The sequence below is a fragment of the Hartmannibacter diazotrophicus genome (genome assembly GCF_900231165.1).
In the GTDB taxonomy this organism is placed as follows: Bacteria; Pseudomonadota; Alphaproteobacteria; order Rhizobiales; family Pleomorphomonadaceae; genus Hartmannibacter; species Hartmannibacter diazotrophicus.
The window spans coordinates 946,161-965,791 of the sequence record NZ_LT960614.1; the positions used below are offsets into that span (position 1 = coordinate 946,161).

Consider the following 19,631-nt stretch of genomic DNA (forward strand, 5'->3'; position numbering starts at 1 on the left):
CGAGCCGTGTCTGCCGGCTTGCGATCGGGTGCAAACCGCTGGAACTGGCTGGTGTGGCTGCCGGGCCAGGCACGCGGAATCTGGGGGTAGGATGCTGAAGAAGACGGAACATCGTGTTCCGACCAAATCGGTCATTGAACTCGAAGCGTCGGAGCTACCCGCACCGGCACCGTCGAGACATGGCCGGCTTGCCCGCTTCTTCGACCGGGCAGTACCCGCGAAAGGCGACGCCCGGACGGCTCCACAGACGCAGACGAGTGCTGGATGGCGTTTTCCGCGTCCACCGCTTTATATGACAACCTTCATCCTTTTCGTTGTCATTCCATCTCTGGCAAGCCTGCTCTACCTCGCGTTCATCGCATCGAACCAGTATGAGGCAGTAAGCCGCTTCGCCGTTCGCACAGCTGTCGGGGAACTGCCGGTGGAGTTGCCGGAGAGTGGTCAGGGGGGCTCCCCCAATCTTACCGGCGTATCCTATGTTGTCGGTCAGGACGCCTACATTATCGTAAGCTACATCCGTAGCAGTGCCATTTTGCAGGATCTGTCGGGCTCGGTTGATCTCGATGCGATTTTCCGCAGTCCGCGTGCGGACTTCTGGGCGCGGTTGAAAAAGGATGCAAAGGCGGAGGAACTGCTGGCCTATTGGAACGGTATGGTCTCCGCTTCGGTCGACGGTCCTTCAGGGATCGTCACCATACGCGTCCGGGCCTTTACGCCGGAAGACGCGAGGACACTGCTGGAAGCGATCATCCGCGCTAGCGAGGAATTGGCCAACACGGTTTCCAAGCGGGCGCGCGACGATCTGGTCCAGCGTGTCGAAATCGAAGTGCGCCAGGCGGAAGGCGCGGTTCGCAAGGCGCTTGGCGACCTTCAGAAATACAGAGAGGACGTCGGCTACATCGACCCGGTCAAGACAGCGACCATGAATGGGCAGTTGCTGCTCCAGTTGCTGGGTGAGAAAATCAGGCTGGAAAGCGAGTATTTCGTCTCATCCCGAATGACCTCCGAGAACGCACCGGGATTAAAGAGCAAACGGGCGTTGCTGCAGACTGTTACCGACCAGATCGACAAACTGAAGGCGTCGCTGACGGGAAGCGCCGATACCAACGACTCGATCGCGGCATCTCTCGTGCGCTACGAGACGCTGGAGTTGCATCGCGTCTTTGCCGAAAAGCTGCTCAGCAGTTCGCAGGACGCGCTCGAAAGGGCCAAGCGCAAGGCGGACCGACAGCAAATCTACATCAGCGTTTTTGTCCCTCCTTCCTTGCCGGAGGAGTCCGGATATCCCCAAAGGCTGGCGATGTCGTTCATCATTCCAGTTTCTCTGATGGTTGTCTGGGGCATTTTCGCGCTGCTCGTCGCAACGATCGACGATCACAGATACTGACCTAGGTGGACTGGCGAATGATACCGGCGTCATCGGAAATGAACAGTTGGCGGATGGCCTTTGTCCGCTATCGTCAAGCATTGGTCGCGCTCATCCTGCGCGACATCAAGACACGCTTCTTTGGTTCTGCCTGGGGCTACCTGCTCGCGGTTGCCTGGCCGCTGACGCATATAGCAGCGCTCATGACCATCCACACGTTGGCCGGGCGCCTTCCCCCATATGGCGACAGTGGCGCTCTCTGGTTCGCGACCGGTATTGTTCCCTTTATGGCGTTTGCGTACATGTCCCGTATGATCATGTTCGGCCCGGTACTCAATCGACCTTTGCTGATTTTTCCGACCGTCAAGATCATGGACATCCTGCTTGCCAGGGCCATTGTTGAAACGTTGAGTGCCGGCATCGTCGTGATCATTCTGGCGATCTATTTCACTGCGGCGGGCGTGGATTTCATGCCCTATGACGTACCCCAGGCCTTCTTTGCCTTGGGCACGGCCATGCTTCTCGGCTTGGGATTCGGCGTGATCAATTCGGTGATTGCCCAAGCTGTTCCGATGTGGGTGACCGGCTACTCGCTCAGCATCATCATTTACTGGATAGCGTCGGGCGTCTTCTTCATCCCCGATAATCTGCCGGAACTGGCTCGCTATATCCTGTCATTCAATCCGATCCTTCAGGCGGTCACCTGGATGCGTTCCGCCTACTATGAAGGTTACGGCTCGCTGACGCTGGACAAGTCCTACGCCGTGGGAGTGGGCGTTGCGACGTTGTTCTTTGGATTGATGCTGGAACGGTTTGCCCGGGGCCGCCTTCTGCAGGGCTAAGCGACCGGGTGTTGGTGGCCGTTCCTTTGAAAGAGTGCATTCCAAATCACGACGCGACCGCCTATACCGCTAGGAAATAGTCTGGCCGTCTTGGAAGGATGGCCGGCAGCTCGGCGTCTCCGGTGGACAGAAACAGAACGATGAAGAGAGCGGGGCTGACAGGGATGCGCGGCGCGGTATGAGGGACATCGCCTTTACGCTGCGGCCGGTGTCGGATGTCGAAGGCCACGGCCCGCGCTGGTTGGCGACCTCGCCGGAGCCCTGGCTTGAAATCCTGCCGGAACGCTCTCTTGCCGGATGCTGGATCACGCTTTCCTGGAGTTCCGGACTGCTCGATCCGGTCGGCCGTCCGGTGGTCGTCTGCCGGGCACCGGATGGCGACGAGCAGCATATCCTGCCTGCCGCGCCGCTCGGACGGGGTGAGTGGACCGGCTTCGTGAAGCCGGGGACCACGTCGATCCGGCTGTCGCCCTCCGACCGGAGTGGCGCTTTCGGCTTTCGGATCGACCGGATGACGATGATCCCGCCATCGCGCATTTTCGCGCACGCTATTGCCAACAACAGGCAGCATGGCCTGCTGGCCCTTGGCGCGCGTCTGATCGGTTGGCGCCAGGATTCCTATTTCGAGCTCCGGCAGGCGCTGAACGGGAGGCGGCTTGCCGACTATTCGAAATGGCGCTCGCTTCGGACGAGACCGTTCGAGCGCGACGGCGTTGATGGCGGCCCTGTCGATCCGGGCACCGCACCGCACATCGCTCTATGCATTGACCTGCGATCGACGTCCGCCTCCGAGATCGAGGGGCTGGTCGGGGATTTGACCCGTCAGCAGCATGAGAACTGGAGCCTGCTCCTGATGACGGAGGGAGGCGAGTCGGCGTCGGAGATTGCGGCCCTCCTTGCGCGATCGGACCGCCTGCGCGCCGTTGACGCGTCGGAGCCTGCCGGCAAAGGCTTGGCGGCAATCGGCCTCAAAGCCCTCGTCGCCTTTGTTCCCGCCAGCACGCGGCTGCACGACCATGCGCTCGCGATGGTCGCCGCCGCGGCATCATTGCCGGAAGCAGGCACCGCCGACGTTGTCTATGCCGACGAGGACCGACGCCGGCCCGGCGGCCAATTCGTCGATCCGCGTTTGAAGCCCGGCTTCGACCCGGTTCTGCTTGAGGTCATGAACTACCTTGGCAGCGCCGCCTTCTGGCGGACACCCTTCCTGACCGGGAAGATGGAGGCGGATTGCTCCTGGGCTGAGGCCTTCGACGGACTAATGGGCTCCGACCTGCGGTGGATGCCGGCGAACGGCGCGCATGTCGCCCGCATCGTCTTGAGCACACCGGCGACGCCGGTGTCCGAAAAGACGGGCGCACGGCCGAAGACGATGCCCATCACGCCCTCCACCGAAAGCAAGGCACCCGAGCCGCTCGTCAGCATCATCATCCCGACCAAGGACCGGCTCGATCTCCTGAAGCCCTGCATCGACAGTCTTCTCGCTCATGCGCCGGAGAACTGCGAGGTAATCGTCGCCGACAACGGGAGTGTCGAGGCGAAGACGAGGGACTACTACGGCACGCTGCGGCACGAGCCCCGGGTCAGGATCGAAGAGATCGCGATCCCCTTCAACTATTCCGAAATCTGCAATCGGGCCGCCGTAGCATCGCGCGGCGACGTCCTTGTCTTCCTCAACAACGACACGGAATTTCTTCATGCCGGTTGGTGGGAGGCTATCAGGGACTTCGTCCTCACACCGGATGTTGCAGCCGTCGGTGCGCGGCTTCTCTTTCCCTCCGGCAAGGTTCAGCACGCGGGCATCGTCATGGGCATCCACGGCCGCTGCGGTCACTTCGAGGCGGGTGTCTCTCCAGACGAAGAAGGCTATTTCCGCCGAGCCCACCATCCGCATCAGTTGATGGCGGTAACGGCCGCCTTCCTGGCCATCGAGCGGCACAAGTTCTTCGAGGTGAATGGCTTCGATCAGGACATGTTTCCGACCGATCTCAGCGACGTCGATTTTTGTCTGAGACTTTCGCGGCTGGGCTATAAGAACGTCTACGTTCCCGGGTGCCGGCTGCTGCATCACGAAACCGCATCGCGCGACAATTCGGCAGGCCAATACGTCAGGGAACGGGCCTATTTTTCAGAGGTCTATCGCCGCGAAATCCGCGGCGATCCGTATTTCAGTCCGATCCTCTCGCTTTATGGCGGCGAAGCGATTCTGGGTTAGTGACAACACCGTCCGTGTGGCATCGTCCAGCGAGCGGGCAACGCCGTGGACGGTGCAAGAGAAAGGTTGATGATCGTGTCGTTTCGTGAGGGGTTGGCGCATGGGGCCAGGGAACTGGCGACGCATTTGCAAGGTCTTGCCGACAAGTTGTCATCGCAGCAGTCCACCGCAGATCCGAACGCCGGGCTCAAGGAATATGTCCTGACCATGCCCTCGGCCCAGAACGCGGTTGATGCCGTTCCGGGATGGAACATGGCGCTGCCGCCCGAGGCGGGCGCAACGGCGGGCGTTGGAAACTTCTATCTTGATCAGCGCATCGCATGGGTCATCCAGCAGATGGGATCAGTCAAGGGACTGGACATCCTCGAACTTGGGCCGCTCGAGGCGTCGCACACCTACATGCTTCAGAACGCTGGGGCCCGGTCGATCGACGCCATCGAGGCCAATCGCCTCGCATTTTTGCGTTGCCTGATCGTCAAGGAACTCCTGAACCTCGATCGCGCCCACTTCCATCTCGGCAACTTCGTCGAGTGGCTGCAGAACGTCGACAGGAAATACGATCTCATCGTCGCCTCGGGCATTCTCTATCACATGGAGAACCCGATCGAACTGATCGAGCTGATGGCCAGGCGAAGCGACAACCTGTTTCTCTGGACCCATTACTGGGACGACGAGCAGATGCCCGCGAGCGACTATCGGCGCCATGCCTTTACCGGTGTGGTCGAGACGGTCCATCATGGCGATCTGCCCGTGAAGCTCTATCAGCGCAGCTATCACCAGGCCTGGAAAAGCGAATCCTTTTGCGGCGGAATGCGTGACATCCATCGCTGGATCGATCGTTCGGACCTCCTCAAGCTCCTCGCCGCCGTTGGTTTCGACGATGTGCGGATTACCATGGAAGAGCCGCGCCACGAGAACGGCCCTTCCTTCTCGGTCTTTGCGCGCCGGACGCCGACCGCCAAGGCGTGAACGCCAGGCTCTCCTGAGGACCGCGGCCTGTCACCGGGGTTGGGGCAGCGCCTTGAGCAGAACCGGATGGGGATTCGACCGGTCCTTGGAGTACCAGGGATTGATGGCCGGATCCTCGAAAACCTGCGTCTGGTGAGCGCGCTTGAGGTTCTCCTGCTCCCGTCGGAAGCGGTCGATGTTCTCCGGCGTCTCGTCGGAGCCGCGGGTTGCCGATTCGTGATGGACGAGCTTGGCGAACGGCGTCCAGACGGTCCGGAACCCGGCCTTGTGAGCCCTCAGGCAATAGTCGACGTCGTTGTAGGCGACGGCGAAGTCGATTTCATCGAAGGTCCCGACGGCATCGAGACACGGCCGGCTGATGGCCATGCAGGCGCCGGTGACGACCGTCATCGACTGCCGCACCCAGAGGCGCCCCATGGGACCGGGATAGTCGTCCGCCTCGTTGAGGAACCAGTGCCCGGCAAGCTGGCCGAAGCCGGCGATGACCCCCGCGTGCTGGATCCGGCGGTTCGGATAAAGCAGCTTGGCGCCGACGATCCCGACATCGGGATAGTCGAAACAGGAGACCATCTCCTTCAACCAGTCCGGCTCCAGAACCTCCAGGTCGTTGTTCGCCAGAAGGACGATGTCGCCCTTCGCTCGTGCCAGCCCCTTGTTCACCGACCGTGAGAAGTTGAAGGCTTCGGTCTCGACGATGGCGGTGAACGGGACGGATTTGCCGCTGTACGCTTCATAGAGATCGAGGGTTCTCTGGTCCGTCGACCCGTTGTCGATGACGATGATCTCGAGATTCGGATAGTCGGTCCGGTTCGTCAGCCCGTCGAGCATCATGGCAATGAGATCGAAGGAGTTCCGGTTCGGGATGACGACCGTGACCAGCGGCCACGATGTTCGGGCCAGATCGAAACGCACTCGGTGCAGGTCGGGATTGACGGCGCCGGTGACCTGAAGCGGACCATCCGTGCCGTAGGCGGTGGAGAGCGCCCGGCGGGCATTTTGGGTGGCGGTTTGGAGGAACTTGGCCGAATAGGTTTCGCCGCTGCGCCGCCAAAGATAGGCCGGGAACGGCAGATGGCGGATCTCGTCCCTTTCAAGCCCCGCCGTGTAGCGCAGGAGAAGTTCGTAGTCCTGGGAGCCCTGGTATCCGTCGCTGAGGCAGCCGAGCGCGATCAGCCTGTCGCGCCGGTAGACCGAGAAATGGTTGACGTAGTTCACGCCCGACAGCAGCACCGGATCGAAGGCTGGTTTCAAAAACAGGTCGGTCGGACGCAGGTCGTCATCGGTGATGACCTCGTCGGTATAAAGGAAGACCGTTTCCGGATGATCCTCGAGCGCCTTGGCGATCCGGCTGGCGGCGAAAGGAACGATCGCGTCGTCGTGGTCGAGAAGCGCGATCCGTTGGCCCTGGGCGCGCTCGATGCCGGCGTTGGTCGCAAGGGCGATGCCGCGGTTGGTCTCGTTGAAGACCACGGTGACGCCCGGCTCGGTTTGGTGGTCCTGGAGCCAACGCCTGGTTTCGGCCGAAGGCGAGGCGTCGTCGCTCAGCACCAGTTCGCAGAGGCCCGCTTCCTGTTGCCGGAACGAGCGAAGCAGATCGTCGAGATATCGCGGCAGGGCGTTGTAGACCGGTACCACGAAGGAAATCAGCGGCTCTGCCTGCGGAGCCCGGCGCGAGGCGCTGCCATCCGTATCGAGGGCGGCGAGCGCCGTCGCCGTCTGGAGCAGCCTTGAGGCTTCGGAGGCCTTGACCTGCGGGATCCAGCGCGGCACCCAACCCGGCAACTGGATGCGCCGTGTCACGACGGTGGCGGAATCCCCCTCAAGGTCGCAGCGGACGTTGACCTTGAGCGGATCGTCTCCGGCTACGACATTGTCGAAGAGCCAGGGCTGGACGTAATCGGAGAGCCAAAGCTGGCGCAGCAGGACCGCTTCGATCGTCTGCCGGCGCGTCGTCAGCCGCACCTCGACCCGATGAACCGGGCTGTCCTCGTCGGGCCGGATCGAAATGGAAGCGGTGTTGCAGGCGGTGAGCCGCAACGGCTCACGGGTTAGGCTGCCGTCAGCGGCAAAGAGGTGGATCTCGAGGTCGATCGGACATTGACCCGCGCGCACCCAAAGCGTGCTGCCCCTCGCAAGTCTCGGCCATTTCCAGACGAGGCGCTGCGTGACCGTCTCGGCGCCGTCCTGTACCGCCGGAGTGAATCCCAGTCCCTTTCGGACGGCGTCAGCGGGGAGGGCGGGCAGGCTTACGAACATCAAAACCCTTCTGAGCAGGGTGCACTCGAATTGAGTGCCTTTCAGGCCGCTGGCATCCCTGAAGCTGGAGCACGGCGGTCTCGTTCATGCGTGGCCGCTTGAGCGCAGTATGCTCCGGTCAGGACGGATGGCGATTGACGGACGAGGTGCGGTTGCCACTCGACATAGCCGATAAGCCCTGTCGCGGCCACAACGGATTGGCGTTTCCGGAGGATTTTGGCCGCTCGTTCGAGGGCGGCCAGGGTGGGCCTAGGAGCCGGTTCTCCTTGCCGCGAGGATGAGGTCGGCAAGTTCCCGCACCGCGCCTTCGCCGCCGCGCGCCGCGCAGACGTGGTGCACCGCATGGCGCACCGAGGGTACCGCATCCGCCGGACAGGCCGACAGCCCGACATGCTGCAGGGCTTCGAGGTCGTAGACGTCGTCGCCGATATAGGCGATCTCGTCGAGATGGATCAGGTGGTGGCCGGCGAGCGCCTCGATGGCGCGGCGCTTGTCGCTCGCCCCCTGCACGACGATGTCGAGCTTCAGCTTCTCGGCCCGGCGGGCGACAAGGCGCGTGTTTTCCCGGGTCACGATGCCCGTCACGATTCCGGCTTCCCTGAGGAACGAGAAGCCGGCGCCGTCGCGCGTGTTGAAGCGCTTCAGCTCGTCGCCGGCCTCCGAATAATACATCCCCGCGTCGGTCAACACCCCGTCGACATCGGCAAGGACGACGCGGATTTTCCGGGCGCGATCGGCGAGTGAATGTGTCTGGCGGCTCGTCAGCAGCTTCTCGACGACCAGCCAGTCTTCCGGCTCGTCGATCTCCGTCAGCGTCTCCGGCGCCATTTCATACGCGGCGACGCGGCCATGCAGCCGGCAGCCGCTGGCGCGATATCCTTGAGCGCTGAAGATGTAGAAGGCGCCGTTCTCGACGAGTTGTCCGTCGAACTCCTGCCGCCTCGGCCGGTGCCGGGGATCGTAATTGACGGGGCTTGCCGATCCATCGTCGGCGAGAGACCAGAAGAAGCGTTTTTGCCGGGCGACGGTGACGAGGCTGTCGGCCCCCTGTTCGGCCATGCGCCGCAACGCGCCGTCGATATCCTCGGCCGTCGTCAGCGGCGAGGTGCATTGCATCAGCACAATCGACGAGGGCGACTCGTGCTGGAGATAGTTGTCGATGACGCTCTCGGTCGAGGCGGTGTCGGTCGCGGTCTCGGCACTGCGCAGGAACACCCTGAGGCGCTCCAGTCCGAGGCCGAGCACGACCGAGGCGATTTCGTCGTCGTCGGTCGCGATCACGACCTCGTCGACGCCGGCCGCCTCATGCGCCGCGATCGCCGCATGGGCGATCAGCGGGCGTCCGGCGATCGGACGGATGTTCTTGCGCGGGATCGACTTGGAGCCGCCGCGCGCGGGGATGAGGGCGACGACCGTCATGGAGAGGGCGTGGTGCCGGGCGGCGGGATCAGGCGGCCGCCCATTTCAGTTTCTTGCGCTGGGCCACCTCGACCGGCATGATTTCCCGGGCCTTGTAGCGCAGGGCGAGCGAGACGTTGCGCATGTCGCGCGTCACGCGGCGCATGCCGTCCGGCTCCAGCGAGGCTGCGTGGTCGGTGCCCTTCCAGGTGCGGTCGAGCGTGAAATGCCGTTCCACCCAGGTCGCGCCGAGCACCATGGCGGCGACGTCGATCGCGATGCCGTGGTGGTGGCCCGAAAAGCCGATCGACTTGACGCGGCTGCCGTAGTCTTCCTGCAGGCGGGTGATCTCGTAGAGGCACACTTCCTCGCAGTCGACCGGATAGCCCGAGGTGCAGGCATAGACGACGACGTCCTTGGCCCGGCCCTTCTGCTCGAAGAAGGAGATGATCTTCTCTTCTTCTTCGTGGGTCGTCATGCCGAACGAGCAGTGAATCTCGCCACCGTATTCGTCGGCCAGCACGGCCAGCATGTCGAAGTTGAGGTTGAGCGCCGAGGGAACCTTGAGGAACTTCGGCTGCAGCGTGATCATCTCGCGCGCCGAGGTCACATCCCAGACGGAGGTGGAGTAGTCGATGCCGAACCGCTCGCAGACGTCCTTGAGGTGGCGGTGCTGGTCGACCGTGAACTCGAGGAACTCGCGGTGCTCGCCGTAGGTGGGCCCGTAGGCGTGCATCGGATTGGGATGCGGCGCATCGAAGGCGGCCGGCGACAGCAATTCCCGATTGTTGCGCTTCTGGAACTTGACGGCGTCGACCTTGCAGAAGGTCGCGGCCATCATGATCATCTCTTCGGCGATGGCCATGTCGCCCTTGTGGTTGCAGCCGATTTCGGCCACGACCTTCGGAGCGCTGGTGATTTGCGGAATGCTGAGCCGTTTCATTGTTCTGCGGCCTTGTCGTCAAGCCTTCGCCAGGAAGGCACCAGGGAGCGTCGCCACGAACACACAAAGACCGACGCAGATTTTGCCTGCCAATTTGCCAAAAAACTCCTTAGCGAATGGTTAACGCAGACGCTTGGCAGCAAGTGCCGCACCGCGATGCATGGCTGGCCCATGGTGTTCAGGTGGTGGACTTCACGATGAAGGATGGCACGGTGTAGTAGGGCGTCTTCTCGATCTTCGTGATGCCGCGCGCCCTGCAGAAGGCATCGACCGCATTCGTCGCGCCGGCCACGGCATTGTAGTCGTCGATGATCACGACTCCGCCCTCGACCACACGGTCCCACAGGGCTTCCAGAGCGAAGGCCGTCGGCGTCTCCACGTCCATGTCGAGATGGAGGAGGGCGATCCGCAGATGCGGATTGGCCGCCAGATAGGCCGGCACCTGCTCGATCACGTCGCCGGCGACGAGGTCTACATTGGCAAAGCCCTTGAGGGCGAGCACATGCTGGAGTTCCTCCACCGAGAGCCCGTCGCCGCCGGCGGTCTCGAAGCGCTGGATGAACGTCTCATCGTCGCGGGTGGCATCCTCGGCGACTGGAAAGCGCCCGAAGGCGTCGAAGCCGACGATCTTCCTGGCATGGGCGTTCTCCAGCATTTCGCGGAAGGTGCACCACCGGATCAGGGAGCTGCCCTTGTAGACGCCAAGCTCGACGACATGGCCCGGCAGCCCGAGGATGCGCTTGTAGAGCTCCCAGTGGGCGATCTGCTTGGCCATGCGGTTATAGGGCGAAAACCAGTAGTAGCCGTTTTCGTAGTCCCAGGCCTTGTCTTCGCTCAGTCCCTTGATGTCCATCTCGCCCTCTTGTGGGGTGTCGTCGAAACCGGCCCGCCGCGCTGTCCTGGGGCGGCAGCTCGAAGAAGTCGTTCTCTGCGCGGTCAGGGATCGGCGAAAAGGCCGCACCTGAGCCGTGGGCAAGACGGTCCGCGCTGTGAAAATGGCGCATCAATCCCAGGACAGCGTCGGCGCGTCGGCGTGGATCTGGAACGTCTCTCCCGGCGCAGGCGCTGACGGCGCATCTCCTGCTTCCCGCAGGATCGTCGCGACCCGCTGCGTGGACGGATCGAAGGAATCGCGGAAGGCTTCCAGCCGGTGGCAAAGCTCGGGAATGATGTCGCGCGGCCTCCTCTCGCCGTAAATCGGGAAGAAGGTCGTCGTCGGGTTCCACGGCGGGTTGTCCCGGCCGAGCAGGAAGGCGTCCTGCAGGCCGCCGAAGCGCCAGCAAGGCAGGCCGAGCCCGCCGGCGACGTCGCCGACCACCGTGTTGGCGGTGATGACGAGGTCGCAGCAGTCGATCAGCGAGACCGAGCCGTCGATGTCCTGCTTCTGGTCGAGGTCGGGCAGGGAGTGCACCACCAGTCCCGTCTGGTTGTAGAATTCCTCAAGCTCCGGGATCTGGCAGTTATACTGGGCGTTGATCACCGAGACGCCGGGCGTGGCGATGATCGGCGCCAGTTCCTTGAGGTCCAGATAGTAGTGATTGCGCAGGCCCTGGGTGTTGCGGCTGCGCCAGCAGATGCCGACGATGAGGTTGGGGCCGAGCCGCGCCGCCGTCTGGGCGAAGGCCAGGCGCCGCCGCGCGTCCGGCACGAGGTAGCGCGGATCGATGTTGAAGTCCTCTTCCCGGCGCCGGAAGAAGGTCGACAGGCTGCCGAGCGAGAGCTGCAGGTCGTAGTCCTCAAAGGTCGTCCGCAGCTGATCGACCGGAATGGCCTCGACAGCCGGAACGGAGCGCTTCACGAGGCCGGTGAGCCGGGCATCGCAGGCAATCGTCACCGACCCGACCAGCGGGACCACTTGACGCATCAGCGCGATCATGCGGATCGTGTCGCCGACGCCCTGTTCCGACCAGATGACGAGTTTCGCCCCTGGCTGCGGCGTGCCGTCCCAGAAGGGCAGCGGCAGCTTGATGACGCGCACGCCGATGTTCTCCACCTTCAGCCGGCGATCATAGAGATCCCAGCCGGCCTCCAGGTTGCCCATCGCCAGATTGATGAGCGAGAGGTTCCAGGCGATGTTGTCCTGATCCGGATCGGCTAGGTGGATCGGCATCATCTTGCGGTAGGCGTCTTCGAACCGGTTCTCCGCCATGTCGATGAGCGTGTCGGTGATCAGCACCGCGGCGTCGCGCTTTTCCAGCGGAATGATCTCGATGACCTGCCTGGCCTCTTCGAAGAGACCGAGCTGGACGAAACAGGAGGCGAGGAAGTTCAGGAACTCCAGGTCGTCGGGATAGCGGGCCAGCGCCTCCTCGATGACGTCGATCGCCTCGAGATTCTGCTTCAGGAGCACCATGCAGGCGATGACGTCGCGCAGCGGCTTGCGCTCGTCGGGCCGCAGGGCCTGGACGGCCTGATACTGCTCAAGCGCCTTGGTGTAGTTCTTCATCAGCGTGAAGATATGCGCCTTAGTCTGTATGGCCTCCGCGTTGTCCGCCTTGAGGTCCAGCGACTTGTTGACGGCGTTGAGCGCTTCCCTGAGGTTCTCCGCACGCGCCTCGATCCGGGCTAGCCGCAGCCAGAATTCCGGATGCTGGTCGTCGATTTCGATGGCCTTGAGGAAATCGGCGCGCGCAAGATCGAAGTCCTCCAGGTCGGCGTAGACGCCGCCGCGGGACGAATAGTAGGGCGCGACATTGGGGCGGGCCTCGATGGCCTTGGTGATCAGCTCCAGCGACCTGACGGTGTCGCCCTGCCGGCGCACCAGAAGTCCGAGCAGGTGCAGCGCATCGCCATGCTTGGGAGCGACCTTCAAGGCCTTTTCATAGCCGACCTTGGCCGCATCGAGCCGGCCGGCCTTGTGGTCGATCAGGGCGCGCTCGAGGGTCTGGACCAGACGCTGCTTGTTTCCGGGCGAGACAGCCGAGCCGGCCTGGCCGGCAACGACATTGGCGAAGTTGTTGACGGGCTGCTTTCTTCTCTTGGGCGCCATCTTTCGTCCTTCTCTGGACCCATGCTCCGGATTTAATCCTGGAAGCACGATCCGATCACCCGTCTGCTCGCGGCAACGTGCGTTCAGGGCCTCAATGCCGGACCGGAGACCAGGCGGAAAGGCTCGGCGAGCCCATTGCCTCTCCGGTTCGAACGAATTGCGGCTGTGCGACCATCAAACACGAAACAGGATCGGCGCCCGGAGCTGCAAGGTCCGCCGGACGGCGCAGGCGCCGTCCGGTGTCGGCCGGGCATGAAGGGCCCGACTCACCCGCGATTGTGATGATTCGCCGGATCGGGCGTCAAGTCGCAAGACCGGCGGCCGGGGGCTCGGGCTCGCGAGGCGGCTTGGAAGAGAGAGTAGCGGCCTCGGCAAGCTCGCTCGCAAGGCGTTGTTCGCCCGTCGCCCGGGGCTTGGAGAAGCGGGCGAGCAGCAGGAACATGACCGGGGTCAGGAAAAGTGTGAAGACCGTGGCAAAGCCGAGCCCGCCGACCAGCACCCAGCCGAGAGCGACACGCGCCTCGGCGCCGGCGCCGAAGGCGAGCACCAGCGGCACCGCGCCGACGATGGTGGCGATCATGGTCATCATCACAGGCCTGAGACGCACCCGGCAGGCCTCCTCGATGGCCTCGCGAACGCTCATGCCCTGGTCGCGGAGCTGGTTGGCGAACTCGACGACGAGGATGCCGTTCTTGGCCATGATGCCGACCAGCATCACGAGGCCGATCTGGCTGTAGAGGTTGATCGTGCCGCCCGTCAGCAGGATGGCGAAGACGGCGGCGGCAAGGCCGAAGGGGACAGTCGCGATGATGATCAGCGCGGAGACGAAGCTCTCGAACTGGGCCGCCAGCACCAGAAGCACGATGGCGATGGCAAAGCCGAAGGTCTTCGACAACCCGCTGGAGGTTTCCTCCAGCGTCGCCGCCTCGCCGAGCGGGATCAGGCGGTAGCCGGGGGCAAGCGTGGTCGCCGCGATCTGCCGTGCCGTATCGAGCGCCCCCTGCATGGCGACGCCATTGCCGAGGTTGCTGGTGATCGTCACGGCGCGGGTCTGCTCCTCGCGGTCGAGTTCGGGGGCCGAGGCGTTCTCGCGGATCGTCGCGACGGAGCTCATCGGCACCATGCGGCCGTCGCCGGAGCGCAGGAAGAGGTTTTCCAGATCCTTGGGGTCGTTGACCGGATTGGCCGTCGACATCAGCTTCACCGGCACCGCGTCGCCGGCGACATTCACCTCGGCGATCTTGCGCCCGTCGAGCACGGCCTGAAGTGCGATCTGCAGGTCGTCGAGCGAGATTCCGAGATCCTTCACCCGCTCGCGGTTGATATCGATCGAAAGCTGCGGCTGGGTCGGATCGGTGTCGAGGCGGGGCCCGTCGAACGCCGGATTGGCGTTCATCGCCGCGATCATCTTGCCTGCCTCTTCCTGCAGGCCTTCATAGGTCGGGCCGAGGATGCCGACCCTGAGGCCCTGGCCGCCGCCCCGGATGCCGAGGCTGTTGGGCGAGAAGGCGAAGGCCCGCATGCCCGGCAGCTTGGCGAGCTTGGCGTTGATCTCGCGGGCGATCGCCTGCTGGCCGCGTTCGCGTTCGGCCCAGTCGGCAAGCGTCATGACCACGAAGCCGGAGTTGAGCTGGGTCCCGCGCCCGGCGATCGTCAGCACGGCCTGGGCCTCGCCGCTGTCGCGGTAGGGCTTCAGGATGGCGTTGATCTGGTCCATCTGCCGCGACATGTAGTCGATGGAAACGCCCTGCGGCGCGCTGACTCGCATCAGGATCACGCCGCGGTCTTCCGAGGGCGTCAGTTCCTGCGGCAGTGCCTTGAAGCTGACATAGGCGACCGCGCCGAAGAGAAGGCAGAGGACGATCACGACAAGCGGCAAGGCGAGCGCTGCCCGCAGGATCGCGAAATAGATGCGGGCCAGCACGGCGCCAACCGCGTTGAGGGCACGGCCCAGAAGGTTGCCTTCGCCATGCCCGCTGCTGCTTTCCGGCAGGACATAGGCCGCGAGCATCGGCGCGAAGGTGAGGGCCGTGATCGACGAAATCGCCACCGCCATCGCCAGCACGAAGCCGAATTCGCGGAAGAGACCGCCGGCCTGTCCGGGCAGGAAGGAAATCGGCACGAAGACGGCGGCAAGCGTTGCCGTCGTCGCCAGCACGGCGAAGAAGACCTCCTGAGTTCCGACCACGGCCGCCGCCCGGGACTTGAGGCCGAGATGGCGCTGGCGGACGATGTTTTCGAGAACGACGATGGCGTCGTCGACGACGATGCCGGTCGCCAGCACCAGCGCGAGCAATGTCAGGATGTTGATCGAGAAGCCGACAAGCCAGATCGCCGCCAGCGTGCCGATCAGCGAGACGGGAATGGTGACGGCCGGGATCAAGGTCGCACGCGCGTCGGCAAGGAAGAGATAGATCACCAGCACGACAACCGCGATGCCGAGCCCGAGGGCGATCTCCACCTCGTGCAGCGCGCCGTTGATGAAGGTCGCGTCGTCGCTGGTGACCCGGATTTCGACGCCCTTCGGCATGGTCGCCTGCAGGTCGGCAACCGCCTGGCGCACGTTGTTGGAGATGTCGATCGTGTTGGAGCCCGAGGCGCGAATGATGCCAAGGCCGATGCCGACCCGTCCGTTGACCCTGAGCTGGGTCGAGTTGATGTCCGGGCCGCGGCTGACGTAGGCGATGTCGCGGACCCGCGTCGAGGCGTCGACCAGAAGGTCGCCCATGGCTTCGGCTGTGATGACGCGGGCATCCGCGCGCACGATCAGCGCCTGGTCGCCGGTCCTCAGCGATCCGGCCGGTGCGTCGAAGGTGACGGAGCTGAGTGTCGTGACGAGGTCGGCAAGCGTCAGCCCCCTCGCCGCCAGCGCCGCTTCGTCCACGTCGACGCGGAAGATCGCCTCCCGGTCGCCATAGGCCTGGACATCGGCGACGCCGTCGACGGCGGAAAGGCGGTCCGTGATCCGGTCGTCGACGAGGGTGGTGAGATTTTCGATCGACATCGTGTCGGAAAGGATGGCGACGCGCATGATCGGATCGCTGTCGGCGTCGGACTTGACCACCTGCGGATCGTCGGCATCGTCGGGCAGGGTATTGCGCACCCGGTCAACGGCGCCGCGCAGGTCGTTTGCGGCCGTTTCGATGTCGACATTGTCACCGAATTCCGCGGTCACGCGCGAGCGGCCGGACTGCGATGACGAGGAAATCGACGCGACCCCCGCGACGCGGGCGACAGCCCCCTCAATGACCGACGTCACCTCGGTATCGATCGTCTCCGGCGCTGCGCCGTCATAGGTCGTCGTGATGGTGACGATCGGCCGGTCGATATTCGGCAGCTCGCGAATTTCGATGCCGTTGAAGGCCGCGAGGCCGGCAACGACGATGAGCGCGTTGATAACAAGCGCCAGAACCGGGCGCCGGACGAAAAGGGCGGTGAAGGCGGCGCTGCGTTCCGACATCGTCTCTGTCCTCAGCTCGGCGACTTGAGAGACGAGCTCTCGCTGGAGACCTTGTCGGGACTGGCCGTCCCCCCGCCGTTGTCCGGCGTCGCCGCCGGAGCCTCGACATCGAGAACCTTGGCGCCGGGGCGCAGTCGCATCACGCCTTCCTGCACCACGATGTCGCCCGGCTTGAGGTCGCCGGCGACGAGCGTCGTCGTCATGTTGCGCTCGACGATCGTCACGCCGACGCGCTCGGCCACGCCGTCCTGAATGCGCCAGACGAAGGTGCCTTGCTTGTCCCACTGGACCGCGACCGAGGGGACTTCGGGAAAATGGTCGCCCGAAAAGTGCAGTTCGACCAGGAAGGACATGCCAGGTCTGAGATCGTCGTCGTCGTTTTCGATCGCGGCCTGAACCGGCAGCGTCCGGCTGTCGGCCTCGACGCGGCTGCCGATCGCCATCACCGTTCCGTGGAAGACCTTGCCGGGACGCGACGGGGTCGTCGCGTCGACCTGCTGATCGAGCGTGACGTCGGACGCATAGGTTTCCGGCACCCGGAATTCGACTTTCAGTCTGCTGCGGTCGTCAATGGTGGCGATTTCGGTGGTCGATGTGACGAGGTCGCCGGCCTCGACATTGGACAGGCCAAGGACGCCGGCAAAGGGCGCGCGCACGATGCGGTGATCGAGGTCGAGCCGCGCCTGCCTGACGGCGAGATTGGCGCTGGCAAGCTCCGAGCGCGCCGTTTCGCGGTCGACGGCGGAGACGGCGCTCCCGGTCGCGAGGCGGTCGTAGCGATCCACCTTGCGCTGTGCGTCGGCCAGCGTCACCTCGGCCTTTTGAAGCGCGATGGCCTCCGCGTCGTCGTCGAGCTGCAGCAACACCGCGCCGCCCTCGACTTTCTGGCCGGCGGTGAAGCCGACCGTGGTGACCATGCCGCTGGCGCGCGGGAAGAGCTTGACCGTCTTGACCGCCTCGCCGGTGCCGATGGCGCGCACGCGGTCGTTGGTAATGGCTTCGGTGACTTCTGCGGTCAGCACCGGGGCCGGACCGCCCGGTCCGCGCCGCCCTGCGCCCGCCGCAGACGGGCCGCCGGCCTTGGCCGCATCGGCGCCCGTGGGCTGCTCGGGAGCGACCAGGGCGATGACGCTGGCCGGGACTCCCCAGCCGACAAGGCGGCCTGCGGCCTCGGTGTCAAATCGGACCCAAAGGGTCGCGGCGGCAACAATCACGCAAACGGCAACAAGCGCTTGTTTCCACGCGGCCATGTGAAGGCGTCTCCAGAAAATACCAATGGAACATGGGAGCAATATCGCTCAATTCCTGACAGTGTATACGCATAAAAGTGTCACCGGATGTATCAGGCCCGTTTTGCAGGCAGATACATCCCGGCCTGAGAATTGGCGTTGGCGGGCAAGCGGCGGGCAGACGCCGGCCTCAGCCGGCCAGCCCCTTGTAGATGAGTTCCAGCGAAATCAGGAAGAGCGCGCCGAGGATGATCCGGAAGAAGAGTTCTTCCGGCAAGATGCGCGTCAGCCGGTAGCCGGCATAGGTCGAAATGAGCGCGACAGGAACGAGGAGCGCGGCGACTTCCATGTTGTCGCTGCTGAACTCGCCAAGGGCACAGTAGGGCAGCAGCTTCGCCCAGTTGATGATGGCAAAGAGAATGGTCGACGTGCCGGCGAACACCATCTTCGGCAGCTTCTGCGGCAGCACATACATCTGGTAGGGCGGCCCGCCGGAATGGGAGATGAAGCTGGTGAAGCCCGCGATGGTCCCCCAGAAGGCACCGCGCGGAATATCGGCCGGGCGCGGCGGAAGCGTCCGTTTGCGCTTCAGCCAGCTGTCGATGCAGAAGGCAAGGCTGAGAAGGCCGATGAGAAGGGTCACCCAGCGCTCCGAGATGATCGAGGCCGTCGCCCAGCCGATGGCAACGCCGATCAGCGCGAAGGGCAGCAGGATCTTGAGGTTTCGGCCGCTGAACTCCCGCCGGTAGAGATAGAGGCCGACGACGTCGGAGACGATATAGATCGGCAGCAGCAAAGCGGCCGCGGTGACCGGGGACATGGCGAGCGAGAGAACCGGAACGCCGAGCATGCCCATGACCGGAAGCCCGCCCTTCGACATTCCCACGAAAACGGCCGCAAGCTCGGCGGCCAGGAGAAGTCCGGGGTCTGGGAAGGTCATGAAGGGATCCGTCGGTCTTGATGGCAGGCTGCCGGCCGGATCGGCCGGGCGAAAGGAATGGATCAGCTGTCCGCGTCGAAGATCGCCCGGGTCGCGGAGATACGGTCCACGATGAAGCGATAGACCGCGGCGATCCGCCGGCTCTGGTGGGTGTCGGCGTGACTGATGATCCAGTATGTGCGGCGGAAGCGCACGTCCGGCAGCAGCCGCACGAGGTCCGGCATGCCGTTCGCGACATAGTCGTGGACGATGCCGATGCCGTTGCCGCTGCGGATGGCTTCGAGCTGTCCCGAAATGCTGGCGCAGGAAAACTGCATGCCGGCCGTCCGGGTCAGGGCTTCCGAATAGCGCAGGGCGCTGGAATAGGAAAGCTCCTCGATGCCGGAAATGACCACATGGCCGGCAAGATCGTCGAGGCTGGCCGGCTCGCCGCGCGCGGCCAGGTAGGTCTTCGTCGCATAGACGCTCAGCGTATAGTCGGTCAGCTTCTTGACGATCAGTTTCCCGTGCGCCGGCCGGTCGAGGCTGATCGCGATGTCGGCCTCGCGGCGCGACAGCGAAAAGGTGCGGGGCAGGGGCGCAAGCTCGACGACGAGATCAGGATGCCGGCTGGCAAGGCTGGAGAGGGCCGGTGCCAGGAAGTAGTTGCCGATGCCGTCGGGGGCGCCGACGCGCACCGTGCCGCTGACGCTCTCTGCGGCGCCCGACAGATCCGACTGCACGCGCAGGAACTCCGCTTCCATTTCCTCCGTGCTGGATCTCAGGCGCTCGCCGGCCGGCGTCAGCGTGCAGCCCGTCGAATGGCGTTCGATCAGCGCCGTCCCGAGCGACGTTTCAAGGGCCGTGATCTGGCGCCCGACGGTGGCGTGATTGAGGCCGAGCCGGTTCGCGGCGCCGAGAATTTGACCGGCCCGCGCAACGGCGAGAAACACGCGCAGATGGTCCCAGTCGGGATGGCTCATGCCTTTGGCGCTCCTCGCAACGGTCTTCCGGCGGCAAGGCCGATTGTGCAAATTTGCACAAT

The 19,631-nt window shown here is 64.1% G+C and carries 13 protein-coding genes; 4 read left to right on the forward strand and 9 right to left on the reverse strand.

Annotation, left to right across the window (positions count from 1 at the left end):
• The first annotated feature begins 91 nt into the window (after positions 1-91).
• The 4 genes from HDIA_RS04460 to HDIA_RS04475 all read left to right on the forward strand — a co-directional run bounded on the left by HDIA_RS04460 (position 92) and on the right by HDIA_RS04475 (position 5,392).
• Positions 92-1,387 carry a KpsE/RkpR family capsule polysaccharide export protein gene (locus tag HDIA_RS04460; protein WP_157775287.1) on the forward strand — a complete coding sequence of 432 codons (1,296 nt, stop codon included), beginning with the start codon at positions 92-94 and terminating at the stop codon, positions 1,385-1,387.
• 53 nt (positions 1,388-1,440) lie between these two features.
• Positions 1,441-2,208: an ABC transporter permease gene (locus tag HDIA_RS04465; RefSeq protein ID WP_157775290.1), complete on the forward strand. Its 768-nt coding sequence runs from the start codon at positions 1,441-1,443 to the stop codon at positions 2,206-2,208.
• A 178-nt stretch (positions 2,209-2,386) separates the two neighbouring features.
• On the forward strand, positions 2,387-4,423 hold the full coding sequence (locus HDIA_RS04470; RefSeq protein WP_099554754.1) for a glycosyltransferase family 2 protein: 2,037 nt from the start codon (positions 2,387-2,389) through the stop codon (positions 4,421-4,423).
• A gap of 69 nt (positions 4,424-4,492) precedes the next feature.
• Positions 4,493-5,392, forward strand: coding sequence for a class I SAM-dependent methyltransferase (locus HDIA_RS04475; RefSeq protein ID WP_157775293.1), 900 nt, complete (start codon positions 4,493-4,495; stop codon positions 5,390-5,392).
• A gap of 30 nt (positions 5,393-5,422) precedes the next feature.
• Here HDIA_RS04475 and HDIA_RS04480 read toward each other — a convergent pair whose 3' ends face one another.
• The 9 genes from HDIA_RS04480 to HDIA_RS04520 all read right to left on the reverse strand — a co-directional run bounded on the left by HDIA_RS04480 (position 5,423) and on the right by HDIA_RS04520 (position 19,569).
• Entirely contained in the window at positions 5,423-7,648 is a 2,226-nt protein-coding gene (locus HDIA_RS04480) for a glycosyltransferase family 2 protein (protein ID WP_099554758.1), read from the reverse strand.
• Between the two features lie 249 nt (positions 7,649-7,897).
• Positions 7,898-9,067, reverse strand: coding sequence for an acylneuraminate cytidylyltransferase (locus HDIA_RS04485; protein WP_099554760.1), 1,170 nt, complete (start codon positions 9,065-9,067; stop codon positions 7,898-7,900).
• Between the two features lie 28 nt (positions 9,068-9,095).
• Positions 9,096-9,989 (reverse strand): N-acetylneuraminate synthase family protein, encoded by an 894-nt coding sequence (locus HDIA_RS04490; protein WP_099554762.1) that lies wholly within the window; start codon positions 9,987-9,989, stop codon positions 9,096-9,098.
• Positions 9,990-10,167: 178 nt separating this feature from the next.
• The gene (locus tag HDIA_RS04495; RefSeq protein WP_099554764.1) at positions 10,168-10,842 is read right to left on the reverse strand and encodes a TylF/MycF/NovP-related O-methyltransferase; all 675 of its coding nucleotides are present in this window, start codon (positions 10,840-10,842) and stop codon (positions 10,168-10,170) included.
• 150 nt (positions 10,843-10,992) lie between these two features.
• Complete coding sequence (locus HDIA_RS04500) at positions 10,993-12,978, reverse strand: tetratricopeptide repeat protein (protein WP_099554766.1); 1,986 nt, start codon at positions 12,976-12,978, stop codon at positions 10,993-10,995.
• 301 nt (positions 12,979-13,279) lie between these two features.
• Positions 13,280-16,438, reverse strand: coding sequence for an efflux RND transporter permease subunit (locus HDIA_RS04505; RefSeq protein ID WP_099554768.1), 3,159 nt, complete (start codon positions 16,436-16,438; stop codon positions 13,280-13,282).
• A gap of 11 nt (positions 16,439-16,449) precedes the next feature.
• Positions 16,450-17,688 carry an efflux RND transporter periplasmic adaptor subunit gene (locus HDIA_RS04510; RefSeq protein ID WP_099554770.1) on the reverse strand — a complete coding sequence of 413 codons (1,239 nt, stop codon included), beginning with the start codon at positions 17,686-17,688 and terminating at the stop codon, positions 16,450-16,452.
• A gap of 169 nt (positions 17,689-17,857) precedes the next feature.
• Positions 17,858-18,607, reverse strand: coding sequence for a sulfite exporter TauE/SafE family protein (locus tag HDIA_RS04515; RefSeq protein WP_099554772.1), 750 nt, complete (start codon positions 18,605-18,607; stop codon positions 17,858-17,860).
• A 62-nt stretch (positions 18,608-18,669) separates the two neighbouring features.
• Entirely contained in the window at positions 18,670-19,569 is a 900-nt protein-coding gene (locus HDIA_RS04520) for a LysR family transcriptional regulator (protein WP_099554774.1), read from the reverse strand.
• Positions 19,570-19,631: the final 62 nt, after the last annotated feature.